This is a genomic window from Streptomyces sp. NBC_00510 (assembly GCA_036013505.1).
Classification (GTDB): domain Bacteria; phylum Actinomycetota; class Actinomycetes; order Streptomycetales; family Streptomycetaceae; genus Actinacidiphila.
Genome location: CP107851.1, coordinates 160,253 through 178,541, shown reverse-complemented (window position 1 = coordinate 178,541; position 18,289 = coordinate 160,253). Strand labels below are relative to the sequence as shown.

The 18,289-nt window shown below is 69.9% G+C and carries 16 protein-coding genes and 3 pseudogenes; 7 read left to right on the top strand and 12 right to left on the bottom strand.

The features are described from left to right. Window positions 1-60: 60 nt before the first annotated feature. From OG937_00750 to OG937_00735, 4 genes and pseudogenes are all read right to left on the bottom strand, one after another. Window positions 61-245: pseudogene (locus tag OG937_00750) on the bottom strand (exopolyphosphatase). Window positions 246-314: 69 nt separating this feature from the next. Further along, the gene (locus OG937_00745; GenBank protein WUD78589.1) at window positions 315-1,445 is read right to left on the bottom strand and encodes a DSD1 family PLP-dependent enzyme; all 1,131 of its coding nucleotides are present in this window, start codon (window positions 1,443-1,445) and stop codon (window positions 315-317) included. Between the two features lie 32 nt (window positions 1,446-1,477). Then, window positions 1,478-2,485, bottom strand: a complete 1,008-nt coding sequence (locus tag OG937_00740; protein WUD70355.1) for an ornithine cyclodeaminase family protein — start codon at window positions 2,483-2,485, stop codon at window positions 1,478-1,480. Between the two features lie 10 nt (window positions 2,486-2,495). After that, a complete protein-coding gene (locus OG937_00735) occupies window positions 2,496-3,146 on the bottom strand; it encodes a PAS domain-containing protein (GenBank protein ID WUD70354.1) in 651 nt (216 codons plus the stop codon). 310 nt (window positions 3,147-3,456) lie between these two features. Here OG937_00735 and OG937_00730 point away from each other — a divergent pair, with 310 nt between their 5' ends. From OG937_00730 to OG937_00715, 4 genes are all read left to right on the top strand, one after another. Next, a complete protein-coding gene (locus tag OG937_00730) occupies window positions 3,457-4,758 on the top strand; it encodes an FAD-dependent monooxygenase (GenBank protein WUD70353.1) in 1,302 nt (433 codons plus the stop codon). 27 nt (window positions 4,759-4,785) lie between these two features. Next, the gene (locus OG937_00725) at window positions 4,786-5,073 is read left to right on the top strand and encodes a hypothetical protein (protein WUD70352.1); all 288 of its coding nucleotides are present in this window, start codon (window positions 4,786-4,788) and stop codon (window positions 5,071-5,073) included. 475 nt (window positions 5,074-5,548) lie between these two features. Continuing rightward, entirely contained in the window at window positions 5,549-6,280 is a 732-nt protein-coding gene (locus OG937_00720) for an aminoglycoside phosphotransferase family protein (protein WUD70351.1), read from the top strand. 388 nt (window positions 6,281-6,668) lie between these two features. Further along, the gene (locus tag OG937_00715; protein WUD70350.1) at window positions 6,669-7,130 is read left to right on the top strand and encodes a hypothetical protein; all 462 of its coding nucleotides are present in this window, start codon (window positions 6,669-6,671) and stop codon (window positions 7,128-7,130) included. Between the two features lie 244 nt (window positions 7,131-7,374). Here the strand turns inward: OG937_00715 and OG937_00710 are convergent, their stop codons facing one another. The 7 genes and pseudogenes from OG937_00710 to OG937_00680 all read right to left on the bottom strand — a co-directional run bounded on the left by OG937_00710 (window position 7,375) and on the right by OG937_00680 (window position 12,416). After that, on the bottom strand, window positions 7,375-7,656 hold the full coding sequence (locus tag OG937_00710) for a hypothetical protein (protein ID WUD70349.1): 282 nt from the start codon (window positions 7,654-7,656) through the stop codon (window positions 7,375-7,377). Beyond that, window positions 7,653-8,024 carry a hypothetical protein gene (locus OG937_00705; GenBank protein ID WUD70348.1) on the bottom strand — a complete coding sequence of 124 codons (372 nt, stop codon included), beginning with the start codon at window positions 8,022-8,024 and terminating at the stop codon, window positions 7,653-7,655. The genes OG937_00710 and OG937_00705 overlap by 4 nt, the downstream gene beginning before the upstream one ends. Next, window positions 8,021-8,293, bottom strand: coding sequence for a hypothetical protein (locus tag OG937_00700; protein ID WUD70347.1), 273 nt, complete (start codon window positions 8,291-8,293; stop codon window positions 8,021-8,023). The genes OG937_00705 and OG937_00700 overlap by 4 nt, the downstream gene beginning before the upstream one ends. Window positions 8,294-8,423: 130 nt before the next feature. After that, window positions 8,424-8,837: pseudogene (locus OG937_00695) on the bottom strand (DEAD/DEAH box helicase family protein). Between the two features lie 825 nt (window positions 8,838-9,662). Then, a complete protein-coding gene (locus OG937_00690; protein WUD70346.1) occupies window positions 9,663-10,160 on the bottom strand; it encodes a hypothetical protein in 498 nt (165 codons plus the stop codon). A gap of 137 nt (window positions 10,161-10,297) precedes the next feature. After that, window positions 10,298-10,437, bottom strand: a pseudogene (locus OG937_00685) (IS5/IS1182 family transposase). A gap of 914 nt (window positions 10,438-11,351) precedes the next feature. Further along, on the bottom strand, window positions 11,352-12,416 hold the full coding sequence (locus OG937_00680) for a hypothetical protein (GenBank protein WUD70345.1): 1,065 nt from the start codon (window positions 12,414-12,416) through the stop codon (window positions 11,352-11,354). 408 nt (window positions 12,417-12,824) lie between these two features. Between OG937_00680 and OG937_00675 the strand changes: the two genes are divergently transcribed. Both OG937_00675 and OG937_00670 read left to right on the top strand, forming a co-directional pair. After that, complete coding sequence (locus tag OG937_00675; protein ID WUD70344.1) at window positions 12,825-13,094, top strand: Uma2 family endonuclease; 270 nt, start codon at window positions 12,825-12,827, stop codon at window positions 13,092-13,094. A gap of 520 nt (window positions 13,095-13,614) precedes the next feature. Next, the gene (locus OG937_00670) at window positions 13,615-15,105 is read left to right on the top strand and encodes a replication-relaxation family protein (GenBank protein WUD70343.1); all 1,491 of its coding nucleotides are present in this window, start codon (window positions 13,615-13,617) and stop codon (window positions 15,103-15,105) included. An 86-nt stretch (window positions 15,106-15,191) separates the two neighbouring features. Here OG937_00670 and OG937_00665 read toward each other — a convergent pair whose 3' ends face one another. Further along, window positions 15,192-15,362, bottom strand: coding sequence for a hypothetical protein (locus OG937_00665; GenBank protein WUD70342.1), 171 nt, complete (start codon window positions 15,360-15,362; stop codon window positions 15,192-15,194). 105 nt (window positions 15,363-15,467) lie between these two features. On the opposite strand from OG937_00665, the gene OG937_00660 reads away from it, so the two are divergent. Beyond that, the gene (locus OG937_00660; GenBank protein WUD70341.1) at window positions 15,468-18,269 is read left to right on the top strand and encodes a toll/interleukin-1 receptor domain-containing protein; all 2,802 of its coding nucleotides are present in this window, start codon (window positions 15,468-15,470) and stop codon (window positions 18,267-18,269) included. Window positions 18,270-18,289: the final 20 nt, after the last annotated feature.

The window sequence follows — 18,289 nt, the reverse complement described above, 5'->3', positions numbered from 1 at the left end:
ACGACAGGGCCCCCGCCGGTTGCCGATCCGGCGGGGCCCTGTTCTGTGCGTTGCCGCAGGTCAGCCCTTGCGCTTATCCCGCTCGACGTCCTCTGCCGCTTTGTGGGCGATGCCGTCGAGGATGTCGTGCTCGCAGACCACGCCTCCCGGGCGCTCGTGCGCTCCATGATCCGCAGCAGTACCAGGGCCCTGGCGCCGATCACGTCGACCCGGCCCGGGTGCATCCCCGGGATCGCCGCACGCTGCAATCTCACCCGGGGCCGCCTTCACCTACCTCACCGCGTGGATGGTTCGCCCCCCTTGCCCGGGGCAGGTCACCAGCCGGTGATGCGGGGCCAGCGCGCTTGGATCACCGGGGCGGGCTCCCTGCCCTTGCTGCTGTCGACGACGTGGTAGCCGTGGTGCTGGGCGGCGGTGGCGCAGGCGTGGTTGGGCAGGATGCGCAGCCGGGTGCCGACCGGCAGGTCGGGCAAGTCGGTGCCGTCGCGGGCGGTGAGGGTGCCATGTTCCTGGCTCGCGGCCGTCATGACCAGGTTCGGGATGAGGTGGCCGGCCATGTCGGTGACCAGACCGTAGCCCTGGTCCTGGGCCTGGGCGGCGGTGCCGCGGTCGCGGGACATGGCCATCCAGCCGCCGTCGGTGACGATCCACCCGTACTCGGGGCGGTGGCCGATGACGGTGACGACCACCGACAGGGCGAGGTCCTGCACCTGGCAGACGTCGAGGCCGGCCATCACCAGATCGAAGAACATGTAGTTACCGGCCCGTAGTTCGGTGACCCCAGTGAGGTCCTCGGCCGCGTGCGCGGTGGGGGTGGAGCCGACGCTGACGCAGGCCACGGGTATACCGGCCGCACGGAGACGTTCGGCTGCGGCAACCGCGGTGTCATGTTCGTTCTGTGCGGCCAGGCGCTGTTCTTCGGCGCTGTAGGCGAAGTACGACTCGCCTGCGTGGGTGAGCACGCCGTCGAGGCAGGCCGCGTCGTGCAGGATGCGGCCGGTCTCGGTGAGGGCGGGGTCGTCGGGCTTGAGACCACCGCGGTGGCCGTCGCAGTCGATCTCGATCTGGGCCGGGATGGGCAGGCCGGCCTGGCCGGAGGCTTCCGCGACGAAGACGGCCTGCTCGATGCTGTCCAGCAGGACTCGCACGGTCACGCCGCGCCGCAGGAGAGCGATGACGCGGGGGAGCTTGTGGGGATCGATGCCGACGGCGTAGGTGATGTCGGTGTAGCCGCCGTCGGCGAACGCCTCGGCCTCGGCGAGAGTGGAGACGGTGATGGGACACGTGTCGCCGTCGTTCAGAAGCGCGGCGACGTCGAGGCTCTTGGCTGTCTTCATGTGCGGGCGCAGGGTGACCCCGAGCCGGCCGGCCCTGGCCCGCAGGCGTTCGATGTTGCGCAGGCTCTTGTGCACGTCGACAACGGCGAACGGGGTGTCCGGATCCATCAGGGTCTGTGCGGCGGGGGCGGGGGTGGTGGTCACAGGGAGATGTCCATCTTCTTCAGGAGGGCCAGAGCCAGGTAGAGGTCTTGCAGCCCGATCCCGGAACTGTCGAAGACTGTGATGTCACGGTGGTCGGTGCGTCCTTGGGCGCGCTGGGTGAGGACTTCGCCGAGGGGGATGAGGACGGTGTCCTCGGGTGCGTGCTGGCTTTCGCCCATGCGGCGTGCCTGTTCGGGCAGGTCGCAGAAGACCCGGGCGTGGGCGAACAGGGCGGGGGGCAGCTCCCGCTTTCCGGGGGCGTCGGCGCCCATGCAGGACAGGTGCGTGCCGGGGCGGACCCACTCGGCCTCGAACAGGGGAGGGTCTTCGGCCCGTGCGGTGGTGGCGGTGACGATCACGTCGGCGCTCGCGCAGGCTTCCTCGGCACCGGCCGCACGTGCTGTGTGTCCCTGCGCGGTGAGTGCGGCAGCCGCGGTCGCTGCGCGGGCCTTGTCGCGTCCCACGATCAGGATCTCGCCGATCGGCCGGACCCGGGCGACGGCCCGCGCCTCATAGGCAGCCTGATGGCCGGTGCCGAAGACCGCAAGGGTGGCGGCGCCGGTGGGGGCGAGCAGATCGACGGCGAGCGCGTCGGCCGCGGCGGTCCGGTAGGCGTTCGCGGCACCGAGTTCCAGGGCGGCGGCGATCCGGCCGATCCTCTGGTCGAGCAGCAGCAAAGTGGAGTGGTGACGTGGGAGCCCACGTCTCAGGTTGTCCGGCCAGTAGGTGCCGATCTTCACCCCGGCATGCGTCGCGGACGCGGACGGCTTGAGCGTGAACCGGTTGCGCGGATCGGAGCCGTGCACGGCCAGGGAAGGGAAGACCACGCCTTGCACCGTCGCGGCGAAGGCCGCGCGTGCCGCTTCCAGAGCCAGTTCCTCGTCCACGAGCGCAGCCGTCTGTTCCTCCGGGATGAACAGCAGGCCACGGCCTGTGTCCGACGGCGGGCCGGAACTGGGCGGAGAAGCAGGTGCGGTGTGTGCGGCCGGTCCGGTGTCGGTCATGTACTGCCCTTTACTTGGCGTAGTTGTAGACCGTGGCCCGGGACACGCCCAGCAGGTCCGCGATGGTCTGGGCGGCGTCGCGCCCCTCGAAGTAGCCCTCGCCCTGCAGCTGCCGCACGAGCGCCTTCTTGTCGTCCCGACTCAGCGACCGGGGGGTGGCACCGCGCTCCGCGGCCAGCGCCTCCACAGTTCGGCGCAGCTCGCGCACGTTGCGGTCCCGCAAATTCTCCAGCGGGTGCTCGCGGTGCTCGACATCGGTGGCCACGAGGTTCGACAACGCCAGCGTCACCGGCGACAGGACGGACACGTCAAGGTTCAGGCACAGGGCCGCGATGTACTGGCCCGCGGCGTTCTTGATGCCGATCGACGTGCTCTTCACCGGCCGACCGTCGGGAAACTGGTTGGGGTAGTTCTGGATCACGCTCGGGTACTGCGGATCCGCGATGCGCGCCAGGCCCAGCTCCGTGGCCGAATCCCCGACCTCCCGGCCGGAAAGGTTGTTCTCGATCACCCGAATCGCCTGCTGGGGGTCCCGCAGGTCGTGCAGCACCACCTCACACAGCCCGGGAAACATGCGGCCCAACGCCACAGCGATCTTCTCCGCCTCGCGGACAAGGTGCTCATCGCCCTCGACCGCAGCGACGGCCACGGGATGCTCCACGGCCTGCCTCCATCCTGGACTCAAATTCCATCTTTAGACAATGATGCTAAAGCATTCTCCGAGCCGCGCCAACGCCGCTGATGAGAGCGATCGCACCTGGGCATGCACGAGCAGACTGGGCTCCTTAGAGAGGCCGCAGGGGCCGGTGATACCCAAGCTCAGGGTGCGGCTCATAGTCGGGAACGGGCGCTTTGGTGCCGTACAGACCCCGTCCGTACCGATGAGTTTTGTGCGGACCCGCGGTCCATGCCCTGGATCCACCGACAGTGGTGGGCCCGTGCTGGGAACGTTCCAGCGCGGGAGAAAGCACATGGAGGCAGTGTTGGGCGTCGACGACTTCGAGCAGGAGCGCGCAATCCGGACGGGTGAACAGGGGACGCGGGTGAACGTTCACAGGGTGTTGGTGGCGGGGGCGAGCATCGCGGGACCCGCGCTGGCCCACTGGCTGCGCCGGCGGGGGGCCGAGGTGACCGTGGTGGAGCGGGCTTGCGAGCTGCGTCCCGGCGGGCAGGCGGTGGACGCGCGCGGGGTCGCCAGGGAGGTCATCGGGGGCATGGGGCTGGACGCGGTGGTCCGCGCGGCGTGCACCGATACCGCTGGCGCGCACACCGTGGACACGGACGGGCGGGTGCTGGAGACCTTCCGCGCGGATGACGACGGTGGCGACGGGTTCATCGCGGACATCGAGATCCTGCGCGGGGACCTGTCCCAGGTGCTCTACGACGACACCCGCGACGGCGTCGAGTACATCTTCGGCGACCGAATTGCCGAGCTCGCCCAGGACGCGGATGGGGTCGACGTGGTCTTCGCGGGCGGGGACCGGCGGCGCTTCGACCTGGTGGTCGGGGCCGACGGGCTGCACTCGGAGCTGCGGGCGATGGTCTTCGGGCCGCATGAGCGGTTCCTCCGCCACCTCGGGCACGTGCTGGCCTTCTACAGTGTGCCCAACGAGTTCGGGCTGGACCGCTGGCTGCTCGAGTACCAGGACCAGAAGTCCGGGCGTTCAGCCCTTCTGCGCCCCATCCAGGACGCCACCCGGGCGATGGCCATGTTCTACCTCGCCTCGGCTGACTTCGACGTCGACCACCGTGACGTCGCGGCCCAAAAGCGCCTGCTGCGTGAGCGGATGGCGGGCCTGGGCTGGCTGGCCCCGGACATCCTCGCGCACCTGGACGACACCCCGGACTTCTACCTCGACCAGGTCGCCCAGGTGGTGATGGACCGCTGGTCGAGCGGACGGGTGGGGCTTCTCGGGGACGCGGCGTTCAGCTCGTCGCCGATGTCCGGGCAGGGCACCGGGCTGGCACTGGTCGGCGCCTACCTGCTGGCCGGAGAGCTGGCCGCCGCCGAGTGGGACCCCGACACCGGGTTCACCCGCTACGAAGCCCGGATGCGCTCGTTCGTCGAGGCCAACCAGGAGATCGGCCGATTGAACGCCCGCAGCCGCGACGTCCCCGGGCCCGACGCCGAGCCGCGCCCCGATTTCGCCGGCGAATGGTTCACCGACCTGGTCGGGCGCGCGATCAACGGCATCGAGCTGCCCGACTACGCGGAGGCGCCGGACTCCGCAGCCCCGGCCGGATCGCCGATCACCTCGTCAGCCAAGCCGTAGGTGTCACATAACAGATCGGAACCCGAAGTGCTTCCCATTGTCACCGGCCGCAGTGAGTTTGCCGCGGTGATCATCAGAACCGACTTCAGCGACGAGACTGTCTGGCGAGCCGTGTGCGCGGAGTCGTTGAGGCCGTGGGGCGACGGTGACTACGAGCCCCATGTTCACATCGTCGACGATCCGGTCTGGGTTGATGCCACAGCCGATGACGTGATCGCCGCCGTATCAGCGGACGAGGATCTGAGCGTCATCTCCTCGCCGACCGCCTCACCATGCGGGAACACGAGCACGCACTGCTGGCCGTGGCGGTCCTGACCAGGGACGAGTGCGAGAGCGACGAGGACTTCGAGGCCTACAGCGGATCGGTCCGCACCATTCCCGCCGGAGATCAGCGGCCTGGCCGCCCGTGGGTGGCCGGGCCGCTGCGTTGCCGGGGACGGGCTCAGCTCGGTAGCGGAGGCACCAGGGGCTGCTCGGCCGCGCGCTGGCTTCTGTCCAGAAGCAGATGCAGCTCTGGGGGCCGGGAGCGCACCTCGCGGGCCGCGGGCGCGTGGCGGTTGCCGGCGGTTCCGAGCAGTAGAGCAGGGGCCCCGTCCTGCGCCCTGGAGCGTGGGACGGGGCCGTTGGGTGGCCTGCCGGGCGGCCAACTACTCGACTCAGCCCGGGTTTCCGCGCCCGCAGCTGGCCGGAACGGTAGGGCGCCCGGGCCCAGAATTCCGCCGCTAATTAGGATTCCGCCGTGATCCAGGACGGTGAATCAATGCGTGGGGGCCTGTCGAGGGTGCGTCGTGTGGGCGAGACCATCCTCAGGCCCTGGCGGGTGTGGACTCCTGCGGTGCGGGAACTGCTGCGCCACTTGGAGCAGGTGGGTTTCGCTGGTGCGCCGCGCGCCCTGGGTGACGGTCCTGTGGACGGTCACGAGGTGGTGTCGCTGCTGCGTGGCGAGGTCGGGCTGTACCCGTGGCCGCGGGCGCTTCTCGCGGACGAGGGCGTCAGTGCGCTCGGTCGATGGCTGCGCGACTACCACGAGGCTGTACGCGATTTCCGGCCCTCGTCGCAGGCTGTCTGGTGCGATCCGGATGCGCGCTGGCGTCCTGGCCTGATCATGCGCCACGGCGATCTCACCAGCTGGAACTCGGTGTGGGCGGACGACCGCCTGGTGGGGGTTATCGACTGGGACCTGGCCATCCCCGGTGAGGCGCTGGACGACCTCGCGCAGCTGGCCTGGTACAGCGTGCCCCTGCGACTTCCCGATCGTCAGCGCAGGGTCGGCTACGGCGCAGCCGGCGCGCCGTTGACGCGGCGGCTGCGGCTACTGTGCGACGCCTACGGCGCGGACCCAGCCGACGTGCTGGACGCGCTGGCGCGGTTGCAGCGCGAGGAGACCGAGCGGATAGCGCGCCTCGGCCTGCGCGGCTCGGACCCCTGGGCGGCATTCCTGCGGCAGAACTTCATCCCGGACATCGAGGAAGAGCGCGCGTGGGCGCTGGCCCGGCGCGAGGAACTCCTCGGCCACGCCTGAAACGACCTGGCCGGAGCGGCCGCGAGGACAGAGCCTGTCCGGCGACCACGGCCATGTCGAGCCGGCCGCAGTGTCAAGTCGCCTGTTCGGCAAGGCCGGATGCGGGAGGTCGCGCGGGCAGGATGCTGGCCGCGGGTCATTCGCGGCGCCGCGGAGCGTCGCAGCCCTGCCTTGTATCACCGCGTTCACCTCGAGCTGCCCGCAGTCCTGGCGCTGCCAACGTCACGCGGCAGGTCCGAGTTCTGTCCCGGGTGGGTGTGATGGTTGGAGGGCGGTTCGTCGGTGCGGGTATCCGGGTGGTTCGGGCGTGCGGGTGGTTCCGATGAGCTGGGTAGCGTGTTGCAGGGGGCGGTGTATCTTGCATTGCCGCAGTTCAGGGAGGGGATTCGTGCCGAAGAGGAAGATTGTTGACGAGGGGGAAGTCATCCGGTGGTTCGAGGATGGCTGGAGCTATCAGGACATGATTGATGAGTACCGGCGGAAGTACGGCATCGACACGGTGTCCTCGATGTGGGGGAATTTTCGGCACAGGCGGGGGCTTGATCGCAGGATCGCGCGTGATGACGAGCTGATTCCGTGGGCGGTGAAGAAGGAGCACTGGCAGCTGTATCCGGTGATCATGCTGCGGGTGGAGGCCCGTCGGCGGGCCGGCTTGGCACTCGACGAGGACAGAGCCAAGCGTTTGGAATCGTGGCGAGTCATGCTCGAGGAACAAGGCACGGTCGTCCACTACGACCCGGACACGGCGAACGGCTTTTCCTACATACCCCGCGAGCGGGGTGATTCAGACATCATCCGCAAGCCCCCGATGAAGACCACCCAGCGGCGTAACGCGGACGAGCGCCCTTAACGCTGCGACCACCACGGCGGCCGGGGGCGCCGGGATGTGGTAGGGGAAGGCCCCGGCGCCGGCGATGACACATCAGCCCGCGGGCACACGTACACCGCTGCCAAACTGCAGCGGGTGCGGACGAGGCGAACCGAGCCGCATGGCATGTTCCCGGGGGCCGCGTGTCAACGGCCTGCGCAGGCGGCATGGATTTTGGGGCCGGCTGTTGTCTGTTGCCGTGGGGATGTGACGTGCCGCGTTGCCTTTATTGGTCCGTGTACGGGGGGATGACGCGGACGACGGCGATGAGTTGCAGGCGGGGTAGGGGCAGGGCGTAGAACCATCCGTCTGCGAGGAGGGGGATGCGGCGCAGTCCGCCGGGGACGCCCTTGCGGGGGCCGTCGCCGATGTCGGTGACGTCGACGCCCACATCGGCCAGGACGACGAGTTCGCCGGCCAGGCGCTCGACCTCGGCCACGACCCGCGCGGGCAGGCCGTTGACGACATGCTCGGCGTCCGGGTCGTACTCCCAGCGCCAGCCGCTCAAGACTGACCGCTGCGGGGCAGCCCAGCCTCGGTGGCGGCCTTGTCGAGGATCCACCCGATCTCGGCGGCGACCGTCCTGGCCTCGTCCGGGTCCTCGACGACGGCGGCCCGGGCTTCGAGGTGCCGGAGCCGGGCGGCCTGTTCCGGATGGCGTTCAATGGCGACCTGCAGCGCCCACTGGCCGAGGAACCGCCGCACGGGGGCGGAGCTGACCTCACTCCGCGCCTGGGTCATGGCCGCGGCCCGCTCGGCATCGAAGGTGGGCACCGCCTCCGGCGCGATCCGGGCGAGAGCGGCTCGCAGCTCTTCGGCCGTAGAGGAAGGCTGCGGCACGCTCCGGCGCTCCGGGTGTTCGGATGCGGTGCTCATGCTGCGTCCTTTCCTTGACTGCTGAGGTTGCGACGGTGGGCTGCAGCCAAGGTGGAGACGTGCTGACGCGACCAGCCCACACGGGCGGCCACCGCGGCCGGTCCGCCGCGTTCATAACGGGCGGCGATCCTGCCCGCTGCCTCACTCAGTGCCGTTCGCGCCTGCTCCAGCGCCAGGGTGTACTCCTCGACGGCGCGGGCGAGACGGTCCAGCTCGTCCGTTTCCTCGAGATCCAGTATGACGCGGGTCACGCGCGGTGAGGTCACCATGGGACGATCCTGCCTGACCTATAACGCAAACGCAAGCGCGCTTGACATTTCCTGGAGGGCTGGATCCGCATGGCTTCGGACCGGCTACGCCTGGGCGGGCCTTGCTGATCGTTTCAGAATGAGGTGCGGAGTCGTCCCGGTCCACCAGGGAGACGTACGTGGCGAGCACGACCACGGGCCCGGTACCGGCCCACAGCGTCAGCTGGATGGGGTTCGTGGTGGTCCGCACCTCCAGCTGCTCCAGCAGCTCGTCACCCTCCAGCGAGCAGATGCCGACCATGGGCCCGCGGTGCCCGACTTGGCGCCAGGCCTGCGCGGTCTGCACGAGCAGGTCGAGGGTGGGCACCATGACCAGGATCCGGCAGTCCCGGAACAGATCCAGCGCAGCCCATGCGGCGGTGATGGTCTTCCCCGATCCGGTGGCGGACACCAGCGTGGCCCGCGCCCCGTCGTCGGGGACGGGGGAGCGTGCGGGGAACCCCGCCCACTGCCGGATCCGCGCGTTCGCTTCGACCTGGTGCTCGCGCAGCCGGACGCTCTTCACGCCTGCTCCTCCTCCTGGGCCGGTGGGACAGCCACCGCCGCCTGCGCCCTGTTCCTGCCCACACGCGTTGCTCGTGCAGGTGGCGAGAGCCAAGGCGTCCGGTGTGACACCGTACCGGCCAGTCTCCGGCCACGAGCCGGCCTGCGGCCCGTCCGCCACTCTCGGGTGTCGCGCGCGTTCCGGAAGCGGCACGGGAACGTACCCGGACCCCCTGTAGTGTCCTGCAGCACCGTGAACGGAAGACCCCGCGTGCCCGATGTGAACGTCCGGATCCCCGTTCGGCCGCCGACACGCCCGGGGCCGCTTCGAACGATTCCTGCTGCAGGCGCTTTTCCTCGGCGGCCTTGGCCTTCTTCGCGTCCTGGTAGGCCTGCAAAAGCTGAGCGGTCACTTCTTGCGAGCCGCGGCGCCCCCTCAGACCCATCGTGTCACCTGCTGGAAAGCCATGCCCGCCCCACAAGAGCAACAATCCTCGAACCGCACTGGTCGAGAGCCGTGGCGATGGAACGTTGCTGGTGGTCGGTTGTTCTCTGAGCGGGTGAAGCAGGCTGCATCTGGTGTTGCGATACCTCGCGCCGCCGTTGAACCGGCAAGGGGGCGTGCCCGCCGCATAGGCGACGATTCGGATCGGATGCAGACACGCAGCAGTTCGGTCTCCTTCGGTGCTTTCCCGTTGCGCGGAGGCTGGCCTCAAGCGCCGCTATCAACTCACCCCCTCCACGTTCGCGAGAGCCACGCCGGGCGAAGTCACCGATTAGGGGCTGTACGAGGTGAACGGGTCATTGTGGGCATGTCGCCGACGTCAGGCCCCGCGCGTGAGGCGGATCAGGGGGTCACGGTGACGAAGGTGTCGGCGATGCGGTCGACGTCGGTCGGGTGGGAGGCGATGGCGATGATGCGCCAGGTACCGGAGTCGTGACGCCGGACCTCGAAGTGCACTGCGAGGCGCTCGATCTCGGTGTTGTCGGCCCTGCGGCGCGACCAGATCACGTCGATCCCGGCGGAGTGCGAGCTGTAGGCGGTCACTCGGCTGTCGGGAACATCGGTGTGGGTGTATCCGGCGGCCCGCAGCGGCTCCTGCTGCGCAGCAAGGTAGACCAGTACCGAGTCCGGGTCGGGGCACCAGTCGTACAGGGCGCGGGCCGGGTCGGGGTCGTCCCTTGAGACGCTGAGCGGAGGGACCCAGAAGTTCAGAACGACCCGGGGATCGGCGGATGGGTCCGCAGCCACGGCGGTCCAGGCCGGGAGGTACTGGTTGAAGAACCAGTCACGGGCCTCCTCGGCCGCATGCGCCACGTTGTCCTTGTACTGCTCGAGGTCCACTTCGCTCCTTCGCCTTCCTCGCACTCCGGGCGCGAGCCTCGCCCGGGCCTGGGATTGCCCCCGACGCCATTCTGACAAAACGTCAGGTAATGGGAGCCCGACCCGCCGACCCACACCGGGAGCGGCTGCGGCACCGGCCGCAGGCGGCGCCAGGCGGTCACGCCCGAGCAGCCCACCACACCGGCGGGGACGGCCCGCCTGTCCACACCTTGCGCATTACATAGACAATGCCCGCCAGAGCAACACGGTCAGGCACCCGAAGCCGATCCGGGTTCCTTGGTGCCCGCTGCGCGTGGTCGGCTCCTGGCGTCGTACTCACCGCCGTCTCGTTACAAAGCGCACGACGACGGTGCCTGCCGACTTGTTGGGGTCTGCCACTGCGGGCCTGCTGGACGACTTCCGCACGGGTGTTTGGCAACCCAGTGTGGAAGAGCGCGATCTCGCCGATGGCCTGGCTCCTATCCGCTGGAGCGAAGAGTCTCTGCGAGCATCCCTGCGGGGCCTCCCACAGGCGGTCGCCGACGGCCGCCTGTGCACACTGTTCGTACTCGTCGTCCAGGTCATTGCCCCGGCACCGGGAGCCGCCAGCGACGGCACCCTGCTGCAGGTACGGGTCCTCATCGACGCCCTCACCCCGCCCCTGACGGGCTCTGGCGTGAGCTGGCCGTTCTCAGGGTGAAGAGCCCTTGGACGTTGGCCAGGTGAGCATGGCCCCGAACCGGACAGCCACGAGGAGAGCGTGGAAGGCGACACGACGGCCATCCCTGACCTGCTGCGCGCGGGGCTCCGGCACAGGCTCAGAGACTGACCTGCCGTGACCCCGCTGGTTCGGGCACGAAGAGGACGCGGTGACGTCGCCTGTTCGGGGCGTGCGGCGACCGCCGGGCGGATGGTGGTGGGTATTCCGTGCGCGGCCGCAGCAGGCCCGAGAGGGCTGCCGCGGCCGCGCACGGATCGCTGCTCTGGTCGCCGAGACGACCTCGTCGATGGCGGTTCGTACCGGACCGGTTGCCGGGCCCACGAGGGCGGGGTCCCGGCCGGCTCGATGGGATCGATGCGGCCGGGGCTCTGCGGCAGCCACGCCTCGCCCGCTGCGCGCTGGGTGTCCGACGCAGACGGGGCCGGCGTGTGGTGTGGCCGCGAGGGGGACTGTCGCTGTGGAGGCCCCCCGGCTGGCTGTCCGCGCTTCGGTCAGCGGCTGAAGCATTCGCCCGCGTAGGTCTCAAGGGCGGGCGCGACTGCGTGTTCCCCGTCATGCAGCCGGTCGAGGCGCACCAGGGTATAGGCCTGGTGGCCGTCGATGAGGTGCGTGCGATCCCGGCCGAGGTCGGCGCCGGGGAGGGGCAGGAGGGTCAGTTGGACGGTCTGCTTCGAGGTGCCGGGGCGGGTCTCGAAGACAACCGCGGCGATCTTGGACCATGGGACGTAGAACTCGGAGGTGGCGTACTCACGCATCCCGATGCCACCTGGCCCGATCCGCAGCCGAAGAGGCCGCCTCCAGCGTCGGAAGGAGTGGATCGTCATCCCCCAGGCAATCACGGTGCCCCAGCCCCAGAGGGCCCAGAACGTTCCGAAGTGACCGGCCGACGTGGCTGCCACTACACCGGCAGGCACAGTGAGTACGCAGGCGACGCCGAGCCGGGTCAAGAACCGCGCTCCGTTGGGCTCCCGCCCGAGGAACACGCACTCGCCACCGGGAACATTCCACGCCGCGTCGGCCACGACGGGGGGAGCGGGAGGCCGCACGGACAAGGGGACCGTCTCGAACCGTTCGCCCCCGTAGTACGCCAGTGCATCGGTGAGCTCGGAAATACCCTGATCGAGCTTGTCAGTGTCGAGCAGGGTGTACCGCAGCCGTCCGTCGCGGGTCGGATCGGGCTTGCGCGGCAACGTGACGCCCGCGACGGGACGGAGGGTGAGCAGCGGAGCGGGATAGCTGGTTCCGTCCTCGCCGTACACCGGTTCCGGGTAGCGGAGGGCGATAGCCTCGATCTGCGCCCAGCTCAATGCCCCGTCGTACGTCGTCACTCCGAAGTCGTCAACGACGAGCCGGAACGGCTTCCGCAGCCGGGCGAATTGCACCACTCCCAAGAGCACGCACAGAGCGCTGGCAAGCACAGGAAACGCAAGGTCCGTGAGGTGGTCGGGGCGCCCTTCCGCCACGAACCACGCCGCCATTGCCGCTAGCCCGACGCCGGCGACGCCCAGGAAACGCCGCCCGGTCTGCCGTATCCGTCTACCGGCAGTGAACTCCATTGCCGCATCCCCCCGTTAGTTGTGACCGACCCCCACGATGCGGTACGGCGTCACGCTTCGGCGCCTCCCAGACCGCACTGGTGCGCAGCGGTGACGCACTTGTTGCGTGGTGTGCCGTCGCGGTCAGCGCGGGATACGCCCCGAGATCCGCAGGCGTGGTTGCTCACCGCGTCGAACACGACGTTCTCCCTGCGATCCGGCCGCCCGGGTTCACTGGTGTCACCGGTGAGGAGCACGAATCTGCTCACCACCGCAGGTCGCCAGGACTTTCGGTACCTCACCGCTCCACGGGCTGCCCCTGCCGCTGAATCTGACGCTATGACGGGTCGCGGTTGCTGCTTTGCGAGGCTGCACGGTGACGGGCTTGCAGAGCTTCCCCGCCGAAGGGCGACTGGCGTGCTGTCCGGTGTGACCGTGCATGCCCAGGACGTCATCGCCGTCGTGGAGATCGCCTCTCCCTCCACCCGCGTCGCGGACCGGAAGGTGAAGCCCGCTCTGTATGCGGCAGCGGGGATCGAGCACTACTGGCGCCTGGAGCTGGAGCCTGCTCCGCGGCTGTACCTCGGGCACCTGGAGCACGGCGCCTACAGCGACCGGCTGGTCCCAGCCGGCCGGACCACGGCAGTGACGGAGCCGTTTCCCCTGGACATCGACCCCGCCGACCTGGTGAAGCGGTAGGCAGCCGGCACTGGCCGACCGTAGAGCGGCGCATGCCGCTATCGGTGCACGCGCACGCCAGGAACGCCCGGCACACGCCCGCGCGACAGCAGGGCCGGCACCCTCAAGGCCGGCCGGCGTTGCTGTGTCGCCGCCGTGTGGGCTTGCCGCGGTGAGCGAGCCCGGGGTGTCGTGTCCGGGCGGCGTGCCGGAGCTCTGTGGCCCCTGTAGCGCTCCCTACGGTGTCCCCTATGCGGTCCCCTACGGTGACCTCCCGTGCCCGGTGTTGCATTCGTGCAGGTCAGCGGGCCTGTGCGTGGGTGGCGGCGGTGCCGACAGCCCTTTACTCCCGTGCTTGTGTGTCAGTGGTGGGTGGTGGAGTGGTCGTGGTGGGGCTTGCGGTGGGGCCCGGGGTGCCCGCCCAGCCCCGGGGGGTGTGCGTGCGCGGGCCGTCGGCCGCGCCCCGCGGTCGGGGAGCCGGTGTGGCCCCCAGGGGGGCCGGTTGGGATGTGGAGCGGCGGCGGGGGAGGCGAGGTGTGGGGTGACGGGGAGCAGGCGGTGGCCGTATGGGTCGACGGCCCGGGTGCGGGGTCTGGTGCTGCTGGCGCTGGGGGTGGTGAAGGTCGCCACGGCCGGGCAGCTGCGGCAGCTGGTGTTGCCGGGGACGGCGGATGTGCAGACGGTCCGCAATGCGTGCAAGGACCTGAAGGCGGCGGGGCTGGTGGAGTCGGTGGGCTCGGCCAACCGGCCCGGCCGGTCGGGCAGGCCGGTGGCGGAGCAGGTGTGGAACCTGACTACGGCGGGGCTGGCGGCGGCCGCCGGCGAACTCGGCCGCCCGCCGAAGGAGATGGGCGGCACGGCGCGGGAGGCGGCGAAGGCCGGTGCCGGGCACGCGCTGAAGGTGACCGACACCATCGACGCGTTCTGCCAGTCACCACCACAACCCACCCACCCCATCCCCCGCCGCAGCCCTTGCCTCGCTGACGAAGCCAGGCCCGTAAGCGCCGGGCCCGCCCCAACGGAAACCCCCGCCCCCGCCCGAAGCGCCGGGCCTGCCACCGGCACCCAGCCCGCCCCTGCAGTCCAGCCGGGGTCACGGCGGGTATCCGCCCGGCCTCGCGGCCTGGGCACCCTGCGCGGCTGGACGACGGAAGTGATCCTCCCGGTCACCGGAACCTTCACCACGCCCGGCAGGGGCAGCCTGCGGGCCGACGCGGTGCTGACTGCACCACAGGACCAGCTGCCGGTGTTGTTCGTGGAGGTCGACAACCACACCGAACCGGCAGCTGTGCTGGCGGACAAGATCGCCCGCTACCACCGCTTCTTCCAGCGCACCATGACCGGCCACCGCGTAGGGGACGACGTCCCGCTGTGGTCGACACGATGGGAGGACTCCTGTCGTGGGGGCTACCCGCCGGTGGCGATCGTCTTCACCCGGCGGGTCAACCCCCAGGTGCCGCAGCGCCGCATCAGCGAAGTGGCCCGCCTTTCGGCCCGGTACTGGCAGGGCACCTGGCATACCGGCCCCTACACCGATGCTTGGGGCACGCCAGACGGCTGGCGCACCTACGACTTCACGGTGCCTGTCCTGGTCACCACCTTGGACCGGCTGGCTGCTGATGGCCCGCATGGGGCGGTGTGGCGGCGCTTCGGCCACAGCGTCCGCGAGGCGCTTACCGCCGCCCTGGACAATCCTGACGACTACCGCGCCTACCGGCAGCGGGAGGAGCAGCGGCATGCGGCCCGGCAGGCTGCCGAACGAGCCCGCGCCGCGGCCAGGGAGGCCCGCAAGCAGCGACGCATGGAAGAACAGCGCCGCCGCCGGGCAGAAATGTGGCCCTGTCCGGCCTGCGGCACCGACGTCCATCCGGACGACTACGACGGCGGGCAGGGCGACGGCCTGGCGCCCGGAGCCGAGTGCCCGCTCTGCCGCAGCGAGCGTGAACGCCTTGACCGGGAGAGGGCCGAGGCGGAAGCGGAGTGGGCACGCGAACGCCGTGGCAACGGACTGTTCGGCTGGCTGCGCAGCTGAACCCCGCCCAGGCGGTGTTCGTTGCCTACACGGGAAGTCCGAGTCAAGCCCTGGCGACCATCGTGAGGCGGCGGCCCGGCCGCTGCTCAGGCTTTGCGCATGAGGGTGTCGCGGTCGGGGCCGAGCAGGAAGGGCAGGAGTTCACGCATAACGCTGGCGAACGCCCGGACTCTGAGTTCGGTCAGACGGGCGTTGCGCGCGGTGTTGGGCAGATGGTTCAGTGGCCCGAGCCCGCATCTGACGTACAGGTTGCCCACGTACACGCGATCCCGCGCCGTGGAGGGTACGTCTGCTTTCTCCGCGAACGCAGACACCGCGACTTCGCAGTGCCACTGGTAGTGGCGGATCCCGAACCTCAGACCGTGACCGATGTACTTGATCCCGCCCTGATGTCGGCCGGCCCGGCGAAACCTGCCTTGAGCAGGAACCGGAAGGCTTCCGGCCCCACCCTGCGAACCACCCGCTCTCCGGTCTCCCGCTCGGCGCGCGGGGTGTGTGGCGTGGGCTTCGTGTCCTCGGGCGTGGGTTCGATGCCGGCCCGACCGACAGGCTACGCGGGTGTGGTCGCCGAATCCGTGACCTACGCCGGTGAGAGCGCGTCGACTTCTCTAGGCTGGATATCACGCACAGCGAACTTCCCGGACGAAGCGGTGAGGCTGGCCATCCGCAACCTCACCGACGGATCCGACGTTCTGTCCGAACGCGTCACCTTGGGGGCCGTCGAAACCATCCGCGACGCACGGGGGGAGACCCGAGTGGTGACGGCTCAACGGAAGCTCGCGGCGGCACGGTACGCGAGGATCGGAGGACGGGGGCGGCTTGGGAATGCTGGGGTAACGGACGAGGGTGGGGCACGGGTGAGGGCAGTGATGGCGGACGGGCCGGACGAGTTAGAGGGAGCGCCTGCAGGCGGTGGTCGGCCGCTGAAGGTCTTCGTTAGCTACTCGCGGCGTGACTTCCACTTCGCAGAGGCGGTGACCGCGGCGCTGTGGGCACGCGAACGGTTGGATCCCTGGCTCGATCTGCAGCGGCTGCGTCCAGGGATGGACTGGGAGGCCGCGTGGGACGACGCGCTGGAGACGGCCGATGCGCTCCTGCTGCTGGCCTCGCCCGCGGCGATTGCCTCCGAGTACGTTCGCCTGGAGTGGGGCAGGGCGCTGGAGCGCAGGATCCCGGTGTACGTCGGCCTGGTCGCGGGCACCGTTGTGCCGTCCGAGCTGGACGGTTTTCCCGTGCATGATCTGCGCGTTCGTTTCTGGCAGCGGATGCACATGCTCGGCGAAGAGATCGTCGGGACCGGGGAACGGCTTGAAAGCGGGTCGGGCGCTGAGCCGGGCGGCGAGGAGTCGAAGCCGGGTCGGCTGGTGCCGCAGCGACTGTCGCTGCCTCGGGTGCCCGCCTCGATAGCTGGGTTCGTGGTCTGTGCCGTGATCATGGGTGCCGCCCTTGTGTGGGCGAGTGTGCTCATGGTGAGGCTGGACGTCTCGGTTGGGCATCTTGCCGGGAGCCCTTTTGACGAGCCGACTCTGCGGCGGCAGAGCAACGCGCTGAACGGGCTTCGCCTGGGCCGCTGGCACAGTGTGCAGTACATCCTCCTCACGCTGACCGCGATGGTGGCCCCGTTCGGACCGGCGATGCTGGCTGTGGCGGTCGGCCTCGCGCGGCGGAGCTGCGGCTGGGTCTCGCTCGTGGTCGCGGTCGGTAGCGGCGGGGCTGTGTCGGCTGCGTGCGGTTTCAGCGTTAGGGCGATCCTGGCTCTGCCGGACATCGGCGATCCCACAGTGGCGAGGGAGGTCTGGCCCACTCCGGCGGCGGTGACCGAGGATGCGGCCGCCGTGGCCCGGGCCCTGGCCGTAGCCGTCGCGGCCGCGGTGGTCTGCCTGGGCTGCGCGTTGTGGTCCCGGTGGTTCTACCTGTGGCTGCCCGCCGGGATGGGCGTCGCCTACCAGCGTCGCCGTGCCACCGAGGTCCCGTATGTAGGCTCGGGACCGAGGCGGGGTGCCCTGCGTCCGAGTCGGAACCCGGGACTCCGGGCAGGGTGGCGGGAGATCTGGCAGTTGGCTGGTGAGACCCAGCTCGGGGCGGGGCAGCCGGGGGTGCCGCGGCGCGGCAGGGACCCGCGGTTTCTGTGGGAATGGCGACTGCTGTGCATGCGGAACGGGGTCGGGCAGAGGCGACCGGTTGGGAACGTCGTCCTGCAGGTGCAGTGCCTGGCGCAGGCCGACGAGTCCGTGGCCGAATTCCTGCGCACGGCCCTACAAATGGCGGGCGTTGGGGCAAGCTCTGACACGAGCACTGAGACTGTGGCACCGGCGGGCTGGACGCTTGTTCTCGTCAGCTCGCATGTGGACTGGGCGGATGTGACGGAGGCCATCAGGGAGCGGGCACCGCGTGCGATTTGCGTGCTGCTGGACCAGGTGGATATACCTGACGACAACGGGGCGCTGAGGCGCTATCAGTGGCTGGATTTCCGTGAACAGCGTCCGGAACATCTCTTCGCCCTGGTCGCCGCGGTGTGCCGACCCGACTCCGCGCCAGGCCTGGCGGACCCCGTGCCTGTCCCGGTCGTCGCCGACCGGTTCCGGGCCCCGCTTGAGTCGCGTGCGCTCGTTTCCATGTTCCGGGTGGCCGCGGCGTTCGCTCCGGGGTTCGCCCTTGCGCGACTGGTCTTCGCGCCGACGAGTCCGCAGAGCATAGCCCTGGCCGTCCTGGCCGTCGCTTCTGCGGCGGTACTTCTCCGGATGGCCGGCCGACTGGCCGCCCGGCGCCTGACGCCCCCCCAGCTCACCCGATCCCACACGCTTGCCTTGGCACTGGCAGTGCTCTGGTGCGCGACGGGCGCCTCGATCCTCTGGACCCCGGTGCTGCCCGCAGAAGGCGTCCAGATGTTCCTGCCCAAGGACCGGCCCGGTGCGGGGATCCTTGTCGTCGCCCTCGTGGCAGGGCTGTGCGGGTGCATCGTTGCCCTCGCCCTGCCACCGCTCCCGTTTCTCTACTCCGCTCGCCGCTCCTGGCTTCCCAGGGCCAAGGCGATGTGGCCCCGGCGACCGCTGCGTGCGGCACGTACTTCCTGGGATGGTTACACCCTGCTGCTGGCCTGGCTCCTCTTCGCATCCGGCATGTTCCTCTATATGAACTGCGTGCAGGTCAACATCGATTGGTAGGGCGGGACGCGACGTCGACC